Annotated in this window: 14 protein-coding genes and 1 pseudogene; 7 read left to right on the forward strand and 8 right to left on the reverse strand. The window is 62.3% G+C overall.

Features of this window, described 5'->3' with window-relative positions; translation table 11 throughout:
• Positions 1-170: 170 nt before the first annotated feature.
• The 3 genes from lpdA (at position 171) to uvrA (ending at position 5,383) form a co-directional block, all read left to right on the forward strand.
• The gene (lpdA, locus tag AAFO92_RS04910; protein WP_347533867.1) at positions 171-1,544 is read left to right on the forward strand and encodes a dihydrolipoyl dehydrogenase; all 1,374 of its coding nucleotides are present in this window, start codon (positions 171-173) and stop codon (positions 1,542-1,544) included.
• A 221-nt stretch (positions 1,545-1,765) separates the two neighbouring features.
• Positions 1,766-2,362 (forward strand): outer membrane beta-barrel protein, encoded by a 597-nt coding sequence (locus AAFO92_RS04915; RefSeq protein ID WP_347533542.1) that lies wholly within the window; start codon positions 1,766-1,768, stop codon positions 2,360-2,362.
• A 162-nt stretch (positions 2,363-2,524) separates the two neighbouring features.
• Complete coding sequence (uvrA, locus tag AAFO92_RS04920; RefSeq protein WP_347533543.1) at positions 2,525-5,383, forward strand: excinuclease ABC subunit UvrA; 2,859 nt, start codon at positions 2,525-2,527, stop codon at positions 5,381-5,383.
• A 51-nt stretch (positions 5,384-5,434) separates the two neighbouring features.
• Here the strand turns inward: uvrA and AAFO92_RS04925 are convergent, their stop codons facing one another.
• Complete coding sequence (locus AAFO92_RS04925) at positions 5,435-5,761, reverse strand: excinuclease ABC subunit A (protein WP_347533544.1); 327 nt, start codon at positions 5,759-5,761, stop codon at positions 5,435-5,437.
• 212 nt (positions 5,762-5,973) lie between these two features.
• Positions 5,974-6,519 carry a translation initiation factor IF-3 gene (infC, locus tag AAFO92_RS04930; protein WP_347533869.1) on the reverse strand — a complete coding sequence of 182 codons (546 nt, stop codon included), beginning with the start codon at positions 6,517-6,519 and terminating at the stop codon, positions 5,974-5,976.
• Between the two features lie 202 nt (positions 6,520-6,721).
• On the opposite strand from infC, the gene AAFO92_RS04935 reads away from it, so the two are divergent.
• Positions 6,722-7,540 (forward strand): translation initiation factor 3, encoded by an 819-nt coding sequence (locus AAFO92_RS04935; protein WP_347533545.1) that lies wholly within the window; start codon positions 6,722-6,724, stop codon positions 7,538-7,540.
• 72 nt (positions 7,541-7,612) lie between these two features.
• Here AAFO92_RS04935 and AAFO92_RS04940 read toward each other — a convergent pair whose 3' ends face one another.
• The 6 genes and pseudogenes from AAFO92_RS04940 to cobA form a co-directional block, all read right to left on the reverse strand.
• The gene (locus AAFO92_RS04940; RefSeq protein WP_347533546.1) at positions 7,613-8,461 is read right to left on the reverse strand and encodes a ferredoxin--NADP reductase; all 849 of its coding nucleotides are present in this window, start codon (positions 8,459-8,461) and stop codon (positions 7,613-7,615) included.
• Between the two features lie 68 nt (positions 8,462-8,529).
• Positions 8,530-8,934 carry a DUF934 domain-containing protein gene (locus AAFO92_RS04945; protein WP_347533547.1) on the reverse strand — a complete coding sequence of 135 codons (405 nt, stop codon included), beginning with the start codon at positions 8,932-8,934 and terminating at the stop codon, positions 8,530-8,532.
• The gene (locus AAFO92_RS04950) at positions 8,931-9,665 is read right to left on the reverse strand and encodes a phosphoadenylyl-sulfate reductase (protein WP_347533548.1); all 735 of its coding nucleotides are present in this window, start codon (positions 9,663-9,665) and stop codon (positions 8,931-8,933) included. Before AAFO92_RS04950 ends, AAFO92_RS04945 begins: the two co-directional genes overlap by 4 nt.
• Positions 9,652-11,319: a nitrite/sulfite reductase gene (locus tag AAFO92_RS04955; RefSeq protein WP_347533549.1), complete on the reverse strand. Its 1,668-nt coding sequence runs from the start codon at positions 11,317-11,319 to the stop codon at positions 9,652-9,654. The genes AAFO92_RS04950 and AAFO92_RS04955 overlap by 14 nt, the downstream gene beginning before the upstream one ends.
• A complete protein-coding gene (locus tag AAFO92_RS04960) occupies positions 11,319-11,621 on the reverse strand; it encodes a DUF2849 domain-containing protein (RefSeq protein ID WP_347533550.1) in 303 nt (100 codons plus the stop codon). Before AAFO92_RS04960 ends, AAFO92_RS04955 begins: the two co-directional genes overlap by 1 nt.
• A gap of 1 nt (position 11,622) precedes the next feature.
• Positions 11,623-12,372, reverse strand: a pseudogene (gene cobA, locus AAFO92_RS04965) (uroporphyrinogen-III C-methyltransferase); the annotation flags it as partial.
• A 193-nt stretch (positions 12,373-12,565) separates the two neighbouring features.
• Here cobA and AAFO92_RS04970 point away from each other — a divergent pair.
• From AAFO92_RS04970 to AAFO92_RS04980, 3 genes are read left to right on the forward strand one after another with little or no spacing between them, the layout of a single operon-like run.
• Positions 12,566-13,027 carry an Lrp/AsnC family transcriptional regulator gene (locus AAFO92_RS04970; RefSeq protein ID WP_347533551.1) on the forward strand — a complete coding sequence of 154 codons (462 nt, stop codon included), beginning with the start codon at positions 12,566-12,568 and terminating at the stop codon, positions 13,025-13,027.
• A gap of 56 nt (positions 13,028-13,083) precedes the next feature.
• Positions 13,084-14,838 (forward strand): ATP-binding protein, encoded by a 1,755-nt coding sequence (locus AAFO92_RS04975; RefSeq protein ID WP_347533552.1) that lies wholly within the window; start codon positions 13,084-13,086, stop codon positions 14,836-14,838.
• The gene (locus AAFO92_RS04980; RefSeq protein ID WP_347533553.1) at positions 14,835-16,064 is read left to right on the forward strand and encodes a sigma-54 dependent transcriptional regulator; all 1,230 of its coding nucleotides are present in this window, start codon (positions 14,835-14,837) and stop codon (positions 16,062-16,064) included. Before AAFO92_RS04975 ends, AAFO92_RS04980 begins: the two co-directional genes overlap by 4 nt.
• The last annotated feature ends 250 nt before the right edge of the window (positions 16,065-16,314 follow it).

Consider the following 16,314-nt stretch of genomic DNA (forward strand, 5'->3'; position numbering starts at 1 on the left):
TGTGCCATGACGGTCTCTGCGGAAAACCGCTGATCCGCTGATTTCTGATACGGTTCCGCCCCCGGCATCAGGGCCACGCGAATTGCCGCGTTGCTGCGGTTGTAGGGATAGTTTAATGTCAAACTAATTTCAGATAACCGGAGGGTTCAGCGGTGTCCAAATCTTTTGACATGATTGTAATCGGGGCGGGTCCCGGCGGCTATGTTTCGGCCATTCGCGGGGCGCAGAACGGGTTGAACGTCGCGATTGTCGAGCGCGAACACATGGGTGGTATCTGCCTGAACTGGGGCTGCATTCCGACCAAGGCGCTGCTGCGGTCGTCCGAAGTGTTTCACCTGATGCACCGCGCCAAGGAATTCGGCCTGAAGGCCGACGGGATCGATTACGATCTGGACGCCGTGGTGAAACGCTCGCGGGCGGTGGCCAAGCAGCTCAATGGCGGCGTCGGCCACCTGCTGAAGAAGAACAAGGTGACGGCGCTGATGGGCGAGGCGACCCTGACCGGCAAGGGCAAGGTCAGCGTCAAGACAGAGAAGGGCACCGAGGAACTGACCGCCAAGAACATCGTTCTGGCCACCGGTGCGCGCGCCCGCGAACTGCCGGGGCTCGAGGCCGATGGCGATCTGGTCTGGACATACAAGCACGCCCTGTTGCCGCCACGGATGCCCAAGAAACTGCTGGTGATCGGTTCGGGCGCGATCGGGATCGAATTCGCCAGTTTCTACAACACGCTGGGGGCCGATACCACGGTGGTCGAGGTGATGGACCGGGTGCTGCCGGTCGAGGATGCCGAGATCAGCGCCTTTGCCAAGAAGGCGTTCGAAAAGCAGGGTATGAAGATCATGCAGAAGGCGACGGTCACCAAGCTTGACCGCGCCAAGGGCAAGGTGACGGCGCATATCGAAACCGGCGGCAAGACCGAGAAACACGAATTCGACACGGTGATTTCCGCGGTCGGCATCGTCGGCAATGTCGAGGGGCTGGGGCTGGAGGATCTGGGCGTCAAGGTCGACCGCACCCATGTGGTCACCGATGAGTTCTGCCGCACCGGGGTTGACGGTCTATACGCGATTGGCGACATCGCCGGGGCGCCCTGGCTGGCGCACAAGGCCAGCCACGAGGGGGTCATGGTGGCCGATCTGGTGGCGGGCAAGCACGCCCATCCGGTCAAGCCCGACAGCATCGCAGGCTGCACCTATTGCCATCCGCAGGTGGCCTCGGTCGGCCTGACCGAAGCCAAGGCCAAGGAGGCGGGCTATGACATCAAGGTCGGCCGTTTCCCCTTCATCGGCAACGGCAAGGCGATTGCGCTTGGCGAACCCGAGGGGATGATCAAGACCGTATTCGACAAGAAAACCGGAGAGCTTCTGGGCGCCCACATGGTCGGGGCCGAGGTGACCGAACTGATCCAGGGTTATATCGTGGGCCGCCAGCTGGAGACCACCGAAGAAGATCTGATGAACACGGTCTTCCCACACCCGACCCTGTCGGAAATGATGCATGAAAGTGTGCTGGATGCCTATGGCCAGGTGATCCACATCTAGATTTCCGCGGCCGGTACAGCCGCCGGCCCGTGCTATTTCCTCTTTGACCCCGCGGTGTCCGCTCTGGCCCGCGGGGTTTGTCTTAATTTCGCCCTACTGCCCGTGTTCTGTGGACACCTGCCGGGATGGCCGACGGATTAAGATACTGGAAACCAATATTTTACCTGTTTCGGTCATTCTGGAGTTCGGTCAACGCTGATCGATTCCGTCTGGAGGAGCCAATGTCGGCACAAGCAATGAAGTGGGTTCTTGTCATCCTGCTGCTGATGGCGTCTCCGGTTCTGGCCGAAGGGTGGCGCGGTCCTTATGTGGGGCTTCATCTGGGGGGTGCTGTGGCGGATTTCTCCGGGCCGTCGGGACTGGCCCCCGGCGCATCCGGAGAGGGGCGCGGCATGGTTGGCGGCCTGCAAGTCGGATATAACTGGCAACGCGGCAATTCCGTTCTGGGCGCCGAGGCGGACCTGTCCTTCGCCGATATCAGCGATGATTTTCCGGGCGGCCATTTCGAAGAAGACATGATGACCTCGCTGCGGTTTCGGGCGGGCGTGGCGACGGGCGACACGCTGGTATTCGGTACGCTCGGCGTGGCCTGGACCGAACAGCAGACAACGCTGACGGGCGTCGGATCGTCAACGGATTTCGAGCCCGGATTGATGATGGGCGCGGGCGCTGAACGTTTCTTGGGGGAAAATGTCACGGGCCGGGTTGAGGCCTATTTCGTCGACGCCCCGGCGGATACCCGGGTCATCGGCGCAACGCCCACGGCGAACGGGTCGCAGAACGTCGTCTTTCGCGCAGGGCTCAGCCTGCATTTCTGAGACCGGTTGGATACGGCCCCTGCTGACAGGACCTTTCATCATTGCATAGAGCGCAGGCATTTCTTGCGCCAAACTTCGCATGTTCACGCATTGTTCGCTTTTTTGACTTGGAAGTATCAGCACTCTCAACTATCTCTAACCCACCGATACCGGGGGGGGCAGATGGCCGATCTCAAGAAAATCGAGGTGCGCGGCGCGCGCGAGCATAACCTGGCGTCGATCGACGTGGACATCCCGCGCGACGAACTGGTGGTGATCACCGGGCTTTCCGGCTCGGGCAAATCCAGCCTGGCGTTCGACACGATCTATGCCGAAGGGCAGCGGCGCTATGTCGAAAGCCTCAGCGCCTATGCACGCCAGTTCCTGAACATGATGGAAAAGCCGGACGTAGACCATATCAGCGGGCTTTCCCCGGCCATTTCCATCGAGCAGAAGACCACCTCCAAGAACCCGCGTTCGACCGTCGGCACGGTGACGGAGATCTACGATTATCTGCGGCTGTTGTTTGCCCGCGCGGGCACGCCCTATTCCCCGACCACCGGCAAGCCGATCGAGGCGCAGCAGGTGCAGGATATGGTCGATCGCGTGATGGCGATGGAAGAGGGGCTGCGCGCCTATCTGCTTGCCCCCATCGTGCGCGACCGCAAGGGCGAATACCGCAAGGAATTCCTGGAACTGCGCAAGCAGGGCTTCCAGCGGATCAAGGTCGATGGTGAGTTTCATGACCTGGATGAACCACCGACGCTTGACAAGAAATTCCGCCATAACATCGACGTTGTCGTGGACAGGATCGTCGTCAAACCGGGCCTGGAAACCCGGCTGGCCGACAGTTTCCGCACCGCACTTGACCTGGCCGACGGCATTGCCGTGCTTGAAACCGCGCCCAAGGAGGGTGAGCCCGAGCGCGTGACCTTCAGCGAGAATTTTGCCTGCCCGGTCAGCGGCTTCACCATCCCCGAGATCGAGCCGCGGCTGTTTTCCTTCAACGCGCCGTTCGGCGCCTGCCCGGAATGCGACGGGCTGGGGGCCGAGCTGTTTTTCGACGAACGCCTTGTCGTTCCGGACCAGAACCTGAAGATCTACGATGGCGCGCTGGCGCCCTGGCGCAAGGGCAAATCGCCCTATTTTCTGCAGACGATCGAGGCGATCGCGAAACACTACGAATTCGACAAGAACACCCGCTGGAAGGATCTGCCCGCGCATATCCAGCAGGTATTCCTCTATGGCTCGGGCGACGAAGAAATCCAGTTCCGCTATGACGAGGGTGGTCGCGTCTATCAGGTCTCGCGCGTGTTCGAAGGTGTGATCCCGAACATGGAGCGCCGCTATCGCGAGACCGACAGCAACTGGATTCGCGAGGAGTTCGAGCGTTATCAGAATAATCGCCCCTGCGGTGCCTGTGGCGGGTTCCGTCTGCGCGAAGAGGCGCTGGCGGTGAAGATCGCGGCGCTGCATGTGGGCGAGGTCGTGCAGATGTCGATCCGCGAGGCCTTCGACTGGTGCCAGACCGTGCCGGAACATCTGAGCAAGCAGAAGAACGAGATCGCCCATGCCATCCTCAAGGAAATCCGCGAAAGGCTGGGCTTCCTGAACAATGTCGGCCTTGAGTACCTGACCCTGTCGCGCAATGCCGGGACGCTTTCCGGTGGTGAAAGCCAGCGGATCCGTTTGGCCAGCCAGATCGGCTCGGGCCTGACCGGCGTTCTCTACGTGCTGGACGAACCCTCGATCGGGCTGCATCAGCGTGACAATGGCCGCCTGCTGGAAACCCTGAAGAACCTGCGCGATCAGGGCAACACGGTGATCGTCGTCGAACATGACGAAGAGGCGATCCGCACCGCCGATTACGTGTTTGATATCGGGCCCGGCGCCGGTGTGCATGGCGGGCGGGTGGTCAGCCACGGCACGCCCGATCATATCGCCGCCGACCCGGCGTCGATCACCGGGCAGTACCTGTCCGGTCAGCGCAAGATCGAGTTTTCCGATGACCGGCGAAAGGGAAACGGTAAGAAACTCAAGGTTGTCAAGGCGACAGGGAACAATCTTAAGGCTGTCGACGCGGAGTTTCCTCTGGGCAAATTTGTCTGCGTCACCGGGGTTTCCGGCGGTGGAAAGTCCACGCTGACGATCGAAACCCTGTTCAAGACCGCCTCGATGCGCCTGAACGGCGCGCGGCAAACCCCGGCGCCCTGCGAGACGATCAAGGGGCTTGAACATCTCGACAAGGTGATCGACATCGACCAGCGCCCGATCGGGCGCACGCCGCGGTCCAACCCCGCCACCTATACCGGGGCCTTTACGCCGATCCGCGACTGGTTCGCCGGGCTGCCCGAGGCCAAGGCGCGTGGCTACAAGCCCGGGCGGTTCAGCTTCAACGTCAAGGGCGGCCGGTGCGAGGCGTGCCAGGGTGATGGCCTGATCAAGATCGAGATGCACTTCCTGCCGGATGTCTACGTCACCTGCGAGACCTGCCAGGGCAAGCGCTACAACCGCGAGACTCTGGAGATCCGGTTCAAGGGCAAATCCATTGCCGATGTGCTGGACATGACGGTCGAGGACGCGCAGGAGTTTTTCAAGGCGGTCCCGTCCATTCGCGAGAAGATGGATGCGCTGGCCCGGGTCGGTCTGGGTTACATCAAGGTGGGCCAGCAGGCGACGACCCTGTCGGGCGGCGAGGCGCAGCGGGTGAAACTATCAAAGGAACTGGCGAAACGCTCTACCGGGCGTACGCTCTATATTCTTGACGAACCAACCACCGGCCTGCATTTCGAGGACGTCAAGAAACTGCTGCAAGTGCTTCACGAGCTTGTGGAAACCGGCAACACGGTGATCGTGATCGAGCATAATCTGGACGTTGTCAAAACGGCCGACTGGATCATCGACATCGGTCCCGAAGGTGGCGACGGCGGCGGCCGGATCGTGGCCACGGGCACGCCCGAGTCGGTTGCAGAAGTGCCCGAAAGCCATACGGGCCGCTATCTGAAGGACATGCTGGCCGATCGCAAGGTGGCCGCGGAATAGCACAGGCCCGGTAGACCGGCACGCTCGGGATCTGTGCTCTGCAGTCCGGGTTTAGTCCAGCACCGCCGCAATCGCGCCGACCAGGTCCAGTATTTCGCGGGTTTCACGATCAACCCGGTAAACGTAGTCACCCACGCGGTAATAGCTCTCGTACGGGTCCAGGCCATAGCGGCCGGGCCGCCGGATACGGATGAAATTATCGTTGATGCGGTCGCCCACGCGATACCGGTGCTTGACCTGCCCGGGAGGATTGCAGCCGTTATGCTTCTTTGCCAGCCCGGGCGGGCAGTGCTTGCCGGCGTTACCGGCCAGCGCGTCGCTTGCAGGCAGCGCGAACAGCATGGTCGCGGCGAGGGCCGTCATTACGAGATTACGCATCAATCACACTCCTTCGGTCGCGTGTGTAATGTAATATCCCATTCGGAAACGGCCAGTCCATGCCGGATGACACTCGGCGGTTCATTGCCGGTCGGAATGGTCGGATCGGCACCATTGGCGCCGCAATCAATGCTCCGCGAAACCGGAGGCAATGCAGAGATTTCAACGATCTAAGGCTCTTGGCGGCCGGCGCGGATTCGGTCAACGAAAGGTCAGTGCTTGACGGGTCCGATCACCATGATCATCTGGCGCCCTTCCATCTTGGGCATGTTTTCGACCTTGCCGATTTCCTTGGTGTCCTCGGCGACGCGTTCCAGCAGGTCGCGTCCCAGTTCCTGGTGCGCCATTTCGCGGCCCCGGAAACGCAGGGTGATCTTCACCTTGTCGCCGTTTTCAAGGAACTTGGTGACGTTGCGCATCTTGACGTCATAGTCATGCGTGTCGGTATTGGGCCGGAACTTGACCTCTTTGACCTCGATGACCTTCTGTTTCTTGCGGGCCTCGGATTCACGCTTTTGCTGTTCGTATTTGTATTTGCCGTAATCCATGATCTTGGCGACCGGCGGATTGGCATTGGGCGAGATTTCGACCAGGTCGAGCCCGGCTTCTTCTGCCATATCAAGGGCTTGCTCGGGTGACACCACTCCGGCATTTTCGCCGTCGGCGCCGATCAGGCGGATTTCGGCGGCACGGATGTTTTCATTGACGCGGGGGCCGGTGTCGCGCGTGGGCGGCGCGTTGTGGGGTCTGCGAGCTATGGTTTTGATCCTTCGATAGCATTGGTTATGAAGCTGCAAACTATCCCTGCCTGCACGGCGTTTCAAGCGTATAAATAGGCTGATCTGAGCCGAAATCGGCCAGTTTCCCCCTTGCGCCTTTCCTTTTTGGCCTGCATCTGATGTGACACGTTACATGCGGCCTGCACTTTTGCGAAAGGCCTGAAAATAAAGGGGAACATTGATGAGAAATCTTCTTTGGATCATTGTTGCGGCGGTCGTTCTGGTTGGTGGATACATGTTGTTTACCGGCAAGTCCGTCGAAGAGATCACCGATTCTGTCAGCGAAGGTGTCGACGCGCCCGAAGCGCTGGATAATGCCGCGGATGCGGTCGGCGAAGCGGCGGAAGGGGCGGCCGATGCGGTGGGTGAAGCAGCAGATGCCGCGGCCGATACGGCGCAAGAGGCCGCCGATACCGCGACCGAGGCGGCTGAATCTGCCGGTGAGGCCGTTTCGGATGCGGTTGACGACGCAACAGAGGGTGCGGCGAACCTGGCTGAAGAGGGTGCGGCGACCGCGACTGACGTAACCGAAGGCGCGGCCGATGCCGCAGCCGACGCCGCCGGCGACGCCGCAGAGGCCGTCGACAGCGCCATGGATGAGGTCAACGAAGCCGCGGAGGCAGCTCAGAACGCGGCCGAGGAAGCGGCAGAGACCGCCGCCCAGGAGGCTGAAGAGGCTGCCGCTGCCGAAGAAGCCGGCGCCGAAGCCGCGACCGCGGAGCCGGCCGGCGATGCCGCTGACGCCGCCACCGAGGCAACCGATGCCGGGACAGACGCCGCCGGCGAAACTGCGGACGCTGCAACAGATGCCACCGAAAGTGCCGAGGAGGCGCTGACCGTTGAAAACTTCAACATGGAAAAGGTCAGTGAGATGATCGCGAATTCCGACATCGGTGACGTTCAGAAAACCGTTCTCGAGCAATCGCTCAAAGCCGCACAGGACAATCCCGACGCGCTGAAAGCGGCGCTTGATGCCGTTCGGGAGGCGCTTGGCCTCTGACGCCGAACCACAGGGCAAAAAGAAACCCGCGCCGGCAAAACGGTGCGGGTTTTTTCGTCTGAATTGCCTGACTCAGTCGAGGAAGGCCTTTTCCACGACATATTCCTTGGGGTCGGAATTGGCGCCCTCGCGCAGGCCATACCCCTCGAGCATTTCTTTCAGTTCCAGGTTGAAGGCCAGGTTGCCGCAGACCATCGCGCGGTCGGTCTCCGGGCTGAGCGGCGCAACGCCCAGATCGTCGAACACCTCGCCCGAACGCATCAGATCGGTGATCCGGCCCATCTTGGGGCTCTCCTCGCGGGTGGTGGTCGGGTAATAGCGCAGCTTCTTCAGGTTCTCTTCGCCGATCAGCTCCTGCAGCATCTCGTCACCCCGGATGCTGTCGATCAGTTCGGCGCCGTAGGTCAGTTCGCCCGCTTCGCGGCAGGTATGGGTGATGATGACCTCGTCATAATCCTCGTAGGTCTGCGGATCGCGCAGCAGCGACGCAAAGGGCGCAAAACCGGTGCCGGTGGCAAAGAACCAGATCCGTTTGCCGGGCAGGAGCGCGTCATGCACCAGCGTGCCCACGGGCTTGGGGCGCAGGATGATCTCGTCGCCGGGCTGGATATGCTGCAGCCGCGAGGTCAGCGGGCCGTCCTGCACCTTGATCGAATAGAATTCCAGCTCGTCATCCCAGGAGGGCGAGGCGATGGAATAGGCCCGCAAGAGCGGCTTTTGCTTGCCGGTCTTGGGGTCAGCGTCACCCATCAGGCCGATCATCACGAATTCGCCCGAGCGGAACCGCAGGGACGCAGGCCGCGTCACCCGGAAGGAAAACAGCCGGTCGGTCCAGTGCTTGACCTCGGTCACCGTCTGGGAATCGGGCAGGGTGGGCAGTTTGACAGCCTTGGCTTCGGTCACGGCGGTAATCTCGTTCATTGCATTTTGCCGGTCTTTTGAACCGGCACCTTTCATTAGTCTTTGATCCAGGTCAGGGGAAGGGGCAATCAGCCGCGCAGACGGGCCTGATAATCGTGTTTCTGCCAGTCCGCGCGGAACAGCCACTGATCTTCGGGCTGCCGGGCGGCCAGTTCTTCGCTGATTTCCACCTCGTCGAAGCCGGCGCGACGCGCCATCGCATATTGATCGGCGATCACATGACCCCGTGCACGCAGGCGGCCCTTGTACCCCATCAGCCGCAGCTGGCGGGCAATGGTGAAGCCGCGCCCATCGGAAAAGCTTGGGAAATCCACCCGGATCATCTCGATCTCGGGCAGGCGGCCCAGCAATTCATTGGGATCGGCGCTGGCGGGCAGGTCGACGCCGTGACCGTCACGCAGATAGTCGAAGGCGCTGATCGGGGTGGTCCAGGTGTCGGGGCCAAACCCCTCGTCGGTTACAATCACGCTCATGCGTTCACTCCTTTTCGGATCAGTTTGCCACCCACGAAATGGATGCCACATTCGGTCTTGTCGGAATCGCGCCAGCGTCCGGCGCGGGGGTCTTCGCCGGGGGCGACCGGCGAGGTGCAGGGCGCACAGCCGATCGAGGGGTAGCCCTTGGCCACAAGCGGATGGCGCGGCAGGTTGTTTTCTTCGATATAGGTGCGGATGTCATCCGGGGTCCAATGGGCCAGCGGGTTGACCTTGATCCGGTGCGTGCCCTCTTCGACCTCGAAGAATTCCAGCGCCGCGCGGGTCGCGCCCTGATAGCGTTTGCGCCCGGTGATCCAGCCATCGAAACTGTGCAGCGCGGCCTGCAGGGGCAGGGTCTTGCGCAGGGTGCAGCAGGCGTCGGTATCGCGCTTGTGCAGATCATTGTCGGGATCCTGCAGCCACAGGCTGTTTTTCGACGCATGAAGGATGCGCAGATCGCTCAGCCCCAGCCGCTCGGCCACCTCCTGCTGATAGACCAGCGTTTCGGTGAACAGCATCTCGGTGTCGATGAAAATGACGGGTGTCTTGCGATCGAGAACCGAAACCATGTGCAGTAGCACGACGGATTCGGCCCCGAAACTCGAAACCAGCGCCAGCTTGCCGGCGTCGGGATCCTTGAGCGCGTGATGCAGAACCGAAGTCGCCGAATGGTGGCGATACCGTTCGTTCAGCGCCGCGACCCGTGTGGTCAGATCATTCTGCGGCATAGGCCTTGTCCTGTTCGTAAAGCGCCGTCTTGAACGGGTCGAGGCCAACCCGCGCATAGGTCTGGGCGAAGGTCTCGGACGCGTCGCTGCGCAGGTCGAGATAGGCATAGACGATCCGTTCGATCGCCCCGAGGATCTCGTCAGCGGAAAATCCCGGCCCGGTGCGGTCGCCCACGCGTGCGTTTTCGGTTGCGTCGCCGCCCAGGGTGATCTGGTAATTCTCGACCCCGGCGCGATCCAGCCCCAGAATGCCGATATGGCCGACATGGTGGTGTCCGCAGGCGTTGATGCAGCCCGAGATCTTGATCTTCAGGTCGCCGATCTCATGCTCCAGCTTCAGCTCGTCGAACCGCGTGGCAATTTCCTGCGCGATCGGGATAGAGCGGGCCGTGGCCAGCGCGCAGTAATCCATGCCGGGGCAGGCGATGATATCGCTGATCAGGCCGATATTGGCGGTGGCCAACCCGTGTTTCTTGAGCATCGCGTGGATCACCGGCAGGTCGGATTTGTGCACATGCGGCAGGATCACGTTCTGCTCATGGCTGATGCGCAGCTCGTCATGGCCGAATTTTTCGGCCAGGTCGGCCATCACGCGCATCTGTTCCGAGCTGGCATCGCCCGGTGTCGCGCCATGGGTCTTGAGGCTGATCTGCACGATGGCATAGCCCGGCGCGCGATGATCGGCCAGGTTGGTATCTGCCCAGGACCGGAAGATCGGATCGTGCTTGTAGGCGGTCTCGTACTCGGCCACTGGCGCGTCACGATAGGCCGGCTCGGCAAAGGCGTCCTTGATCCGGTCGAAGAGCTCCAGATCGACGCCACCAAAGCTGGGGCGGATCGTGGCAAACCGTTCTTCGACGCGTGCGCGGATCTCGTCGATACCGTGTTCGTGCACGGTGATCTTGATCCGGGCCTTGTACTTGTTGTCGCGCCGGCCGATCTGGTTCCAGACGCTGACCGTGGCTTCGAGATAGGGCAGCAGGTCTTGCTGGCTGACGAAATCGCGCAGCACCTTGCCGATCATCGGCGTACGGCCCAGGCCGCCGCCCACGATGACCCGGTAACCGGTTTCGCCGGCCTGTTCGACGATCTGGATGCCGATGTCATGGGCCTTGATCACGGCGCGGTCATTCGGGCTGCCGGTGACGGCGACCTTGAACTTGCGCGGCAGGAACTGGAATTCCGGGTGGTCGGTGGACCATTGCCGGATCAGTTCGGCCACCGGGCGCGGATCGGCGATTTCATCCGCCGCGGCCCCGGCGAAATGATCGGCGGTAACGTTGCGGATGGTGTTGCCGCTGGTCTGGATGGCGTGCATCTCGACCTCGGCCAGGGCATCGAGCATGTCCGGCACGTCGTTCAGCTTGGGCCAGTTATACTGGATGTTTTGGCGGGTCGTGAAATGGCCATAGCCCTTGTCCCACCGGTCGGCGATATCGGCCAGTTTGCGCATCTTGGCGCTGTCCAGCGTGCCATAGGGGATCGCCACGCGCAGCATGTAGGCGTGCAGTTGCAGGTAGAGGCCGTTCATCAGCCGCAGCGGCTTGAATTCGTCCTCGGTCAGCGAACCGTCGATGCGGCGCTCGACCTGGGCGCGGAATTGCTTGTTGCGCTCGGCCACGAAGGCGGTGTCGAATTCGTTGTAGGAATACATCAGCTTAGCTCCGCTTGCTTGCCGTGGAAGTAGTTCGAGGGGCCGGTACGGCGGAAATCCTCGCGGAAATGGGTGGGTTCGGGGCCTTCCGCGCCAACGGAGACATCGGCCAGATAGGCGCCGACAACCAGCTCGGCCTGACCCTCGGCCTGCAGCAGGCGCAGCTGCGCATAGTCTTCTTCGGTCAACACGTCGGCCTCGGACAGGTGGCGCGTCCAGGTGTCCTGGGATGTCAGGTACACGACATCGCCTTCGATCAGGGCATTGGCGGTCACGACTTTGGGCGTGAATTCACGGGGCATGTCAGGCAAGCTCCTGTTGAGAGGTCTCGGCAAGGGTCAGGGCGGCCGCGCGCGGGGCGAGGCCGTAAAGGGTCAGTGCGGGGCCGTCGATATCGGCGGCGGCAAGATCCGTGGGCAGGGTTTCCAGCGTCGAGGCCAGGATGCGCTGATCCGGGCGGCTGGCGTTCTCGACGATGGTGACGGGCGTGGCGCGGTCAGCACCGTGCATGATCAGGCGGCCCTGGATGAACCGGGCGGATTTCTTGCCCATGTAGATCGCGGCAACCTCGCCCGGGCGCGCCAGCGCGGTCCAGTCGTGATCTGCAAACCCTTTGGTGTCGTGGCCCGTCAGCAGCCGGACCGAAGAGTTGCGCCCGCGTCTGGTCAGGCTCTGGCCGATGGCCGCGACGCTGGCCGAAGCGGCGGTGATACCCGGCACCACGGACCAGTCCAGCCCGGCGGCTTGTACCGCTTCGATTTCTTCGTCGAGCCGCCCGAAGATTGTTGCATCGCCGCCCTTGAGGCGCACCACGTCAGAACCGTTCAGGCCGTGCGCGACGATCAATGCGGTGATTTCCTTCTGGGCGGTCGAGGGGCCGAAGCCCTGTTTGCCTACGTCAAGCATCTGCGCCCCGGGTTTGGCGAAAGCCAGTATCTGGGGCGTCACCAGCCGGTCATGAATGATGACGTCGGCCGTTTCGATCGCCCGCAGCGCCCGCACCGTCAACAGGTCGGGGTCACCCGGCCCGGCACCCACAAAGGCAACATGGCCGCGGGCGGATCCGGCGGTTGCATAACCATGTGTGGTGCCATGTGGATTCATCAGAACGGTTCCAGAAGCGATTGACTTGCTCCTATATAGGAAATATTCCCGGTATTGCGCCACATACTGCGATCAATAAGAACATATGTTCTGATTGTCGCGCTGACGGGCGGATTTGTTCCAGCGTTGGGAGGAAAATGGAATGTCTGTCCGCATGGACGAACTGGATCGAAAAATCCTCGTGCAACTGCAGCAGGATGGCGGTCAGTCACTGGACGATATCGCCAAGATTGTCGGCAGTTCCAAGACCCCGGTCTGGAACCGGATTCGCAAGATGCGCGAGGCCGGGATCATTAAGCAGCAGACCTTTTTGCTGGATCCCGAGGCGCTTGGCTTCGAAGCCTGTTTCTTTGTGCTGATCCGGACGTCCGAGCATGACGCGGGCTGGCAAAAGGCCTTCCTGAAGGCGCTGCGTGACCGACCCGAGGTGCAGGAGGCTCACCGACTGGCCGGCGATATCGATTATATCCTCAAGGTGCGGGTGGCGAATGCGCGCGCCTATGACGTGTTCTACCAGGCGCTGATCTCAGAGGTGAAGGTCCACAACGTCACCGCGCTCTTGTCGATGGAAGAGATCAAGTCGACGACGATGCTGCCGCTCTGACGTCAAAATGGCCACCCCTCTGGCCAATGCCCGTGGTTGATTGGTAAATTGTGGAAATGACAGGTGAATACCGATCCAGACTGCTGATCATCGCGGGGTTCCTGTGCGTGGTCCTGCTGTGCGCCGCAGGGATCTGGCGATACGGGTATCAGCAGGCGCTGAACCAGCTGGAGAAGCAGGGAAATGCGGACCTCACGCTGGCCGCCGACCGCCTTGCCGGGCAGCTGCGCCGCTATCGAGAGCTTGCGGTCTTCATGGCCGAGCACCCGGTTCTGAACCGGTTTTCGGAGGATGACGGCGCGGCCGCCGCCGAGCGGGTCATGCGAGAGGCTGCGGACAAGACCGGTGCCTTTGCGATGTATTACTCGGACCCCGAAGGCAACCTGCTGGCGAAAACCGGTGACGACGTGATGCCGCTTTATGACAGCGCGTATTTCCAGCGCGCCCTGAACGGGTCGCTGGGGGCGGCGCATCTGACCTATGGCGAAGTTCGCAAGCGGGTCTACATCGTCGCCGCCCCGTCATTCGACAACGCGGCGAACGTCATTGGCGTCCTGACCGTTCTGGTGGATCTGGCCGAGCTGGAATGGGACTGGATCGGCGGGCGCCCGGTGGTGTTCTTTGCGACCCCGGAGGACGAGGTGTTCCTGTCCAACCGCTCAGAGCTTCTGTTCTGGCGGGCCGGGTCGGGCGATACCGGTTTGCAGCCTGCCGGGGGACCGGCAGGGGATTTCAGAAAATTCCGGGTCGGCCGGCATGATATCTGGTCGATGAACTGGGGGTCATATCTGCCGGCGCGGGCGCTGCATCTGATGCAGCCCGTCCCGGTGATCGACATGACCGGTCATGCGCTTCTCGAGGTCGACACGGCGCGCCGGCTGGCCTTGCTGCAGGCGTCGGTTTTTGCCCTGATCTGCCTGGTTTTCGGGGCGGTCCTGCTGCAGACCACCGAGCGGCGCCGGACCCTGGCCCGGGCGAACGCGCTGCTTGAGGCGCGCGTGGCCGAGCGGACGGCCGAGCTGTCGGGCACCAACCGGGCGCTGCGCCACGAGGTCGCCGAGCGGCAGGAGGCCGAAGCCGCCCTGAAGAAGGCACAGGCCGAGCTGGTTCAGGCGGGCAAGTTGAGCGCCCTGGGCCAGATGAGCGCGGGGATCAGCCACGAACTGAACCAGCCGCTGATGGCGATCCAGCAATTCGCCGACAATGGCCTGGCCTTTCTGCACAGGGGTAAATCCGACCAGGCGGGCGAAAACCTGTCGCGCATCACGCAGCTGGCAGCGCGTGCGGCGCGGATCATCAGGAACCTGCGCGCCTTCGCCCGCAATGAAAGCGAACCGATGGGCAAGGTCGATCTGGTCAAGGTCATCACCAGCGCGGTCGAGCTGACCGAGGCGCGCCTGCGCCGGGATGCCGTGGCGCTGGACTGGCGGGCAGAGGATTACGACGGTCCGGTTTTTGCCTGGGGCGGCGAGGTGCGGCTGGCGCAGGTCTTTGTCAACCTGATCAACAACGCCGCTGATGCCATGTCGACGGCGGGCGAGAAACGGATCAGCATCCGCATCAACCCCGGCCCGCGGTTGAGCGCGACCATCCGCGACACCGGCCCCGGCATTGCCGATCCCGAAAAGATCTTCGAGCCGTTTTATTCCACCAAGGAAGTGACGGGCGAAGAGGGGATGGGACTGGGCTTGTCAATCTCCTACGGTCTGGTGCAAAGCTTCGGCGGCGCGATACAGGGCCGGAATTGCGCGGATGGCGGCGCGATTTTCACGGTCGAGCTGGAGCACTGGCACGAGGAGCAGGCGGCATGACGCACAGGGTTCTGGTGGTGGATGATGACAGGGAAGTGCGCGAAGCCCTGACACAAACCCTTGACCTGCATGATTTTTCCGCGTTGTCGGTTGGGTCGTTCATCGAGGCCAAGGATCATATTTCAGCGGTCTTCGACGGGGTGGTGCTGTCGGATATCCGGATGCCCGGGCGCGACGGGTTTCACCTGCTGGGGTACGCGCAGGAGGTCGATCCCGACCTGCCGGTGATCCTGCTTACCGGCGAGGGCGATGTGCCGATGGCAGTTGCCGCCATGTCGCAGGGCGCGTTTGACTTTCTGGAAAAACCCTGTGCGCCCGCCGCGCTTGTGCCGGTTCTGCACCGGGCATTGGGCGCCCGGCGTCTGGTTCTGGAAAACCGCCGGCTGAAGAAGCAGCTGGAAACTGGCGACCCGGCGGCGCGGATGCTGTTCGGCAGCTCGGAACTGGCGCATGAGTTGCGCCAGAAGGTGCGTGTCGCTGCCCGCAGCCTGACCGAGATTCTGGTCACCGGCCCGCCGGGGGCGGGCGTCTCAAAAGTGGCCGAGGTGCTGCATCTGTTGTCCGACAGCGCCACCGGGCCCTTCGTCAAGAAGCCGGCAAGCGCCCTGAGTCCGGCCGAGTTTCGCGCCGCCTGCGACAATGCGCAGGGCGGCAGCCTTTTTCTGGACGAGGTGCTGGCCTTGCCTGCCGATTGCCAGTTCGAACTGCTTGAGCGTATCGAACATGGCGACGGCCCCCGGATCATCGCGGGATCGACCGCCGACATCCCGGCGCAGGTCGGGGCCGGGCGGTTCAATGCGGACCTCTATTACCGGCTGGAGGTGATGACGGTGCGCATTCCCGCGCTGTCGGAACGCCCCGAGGATATACCGATCCTCTTCCGGCACTACGTGGCGCAGGCGGCGGAACAGGCGGGGTTGCCGGCGCCTGAGATCACGCCCGACCATCAGGCGGCGCTGATGGCGCGGGACTGGCCCGGGAATGCGCGGTCGTTGATGAGCGCGGCGATGCGCTTTGTCCTTGGCATGTCGGACGAGGCCGCGGATCCTGCGGATCTGGGCTTGGCGGATCAGATGGCGCGGGTCGAGCGCTCATTGCTGATCGCGGCACTGCAGCGTCACGCAGGTAACGCCACCGATACCGCCGAGGCGCTGCGCCTGCCGCGCAAGACGTTCTACGACAAACTGGCACGCCATGCGATCAAGGCGGAAGATTACCGGCGCTGACGGCGGCTCTGAGCCCATTCAGATCAGGCCCGGGCCCGGGATTTGATGCAGCCCTGTGGGGTTAGGCGACCGTGCGGTTTTTCGCACGAGAGCCGCGCATCATGTGCGGTTTTTCGCACAGTTTTGCCTTTCCGCACCGCTTGAAAACCAAAAGCGACGCGCTAGAACGTTGAATACAAACAATAAACCCAGTTTATGTCCAAGGTCGGGAACTCTTGCTTGTCTCAGGGGGATGACTGCGGAAACATAG

It is taken from the genome of Roseovarius sp. CAU 1744 (genome assembly GCF_039839345.1).
In the GTDB taxonomy this organism is placed as follows: Bacteria; Pseudomonadota; Alphaproteobacteria; order Rhodobacterales; family Rhodobacteraceae; genus Roseovarius.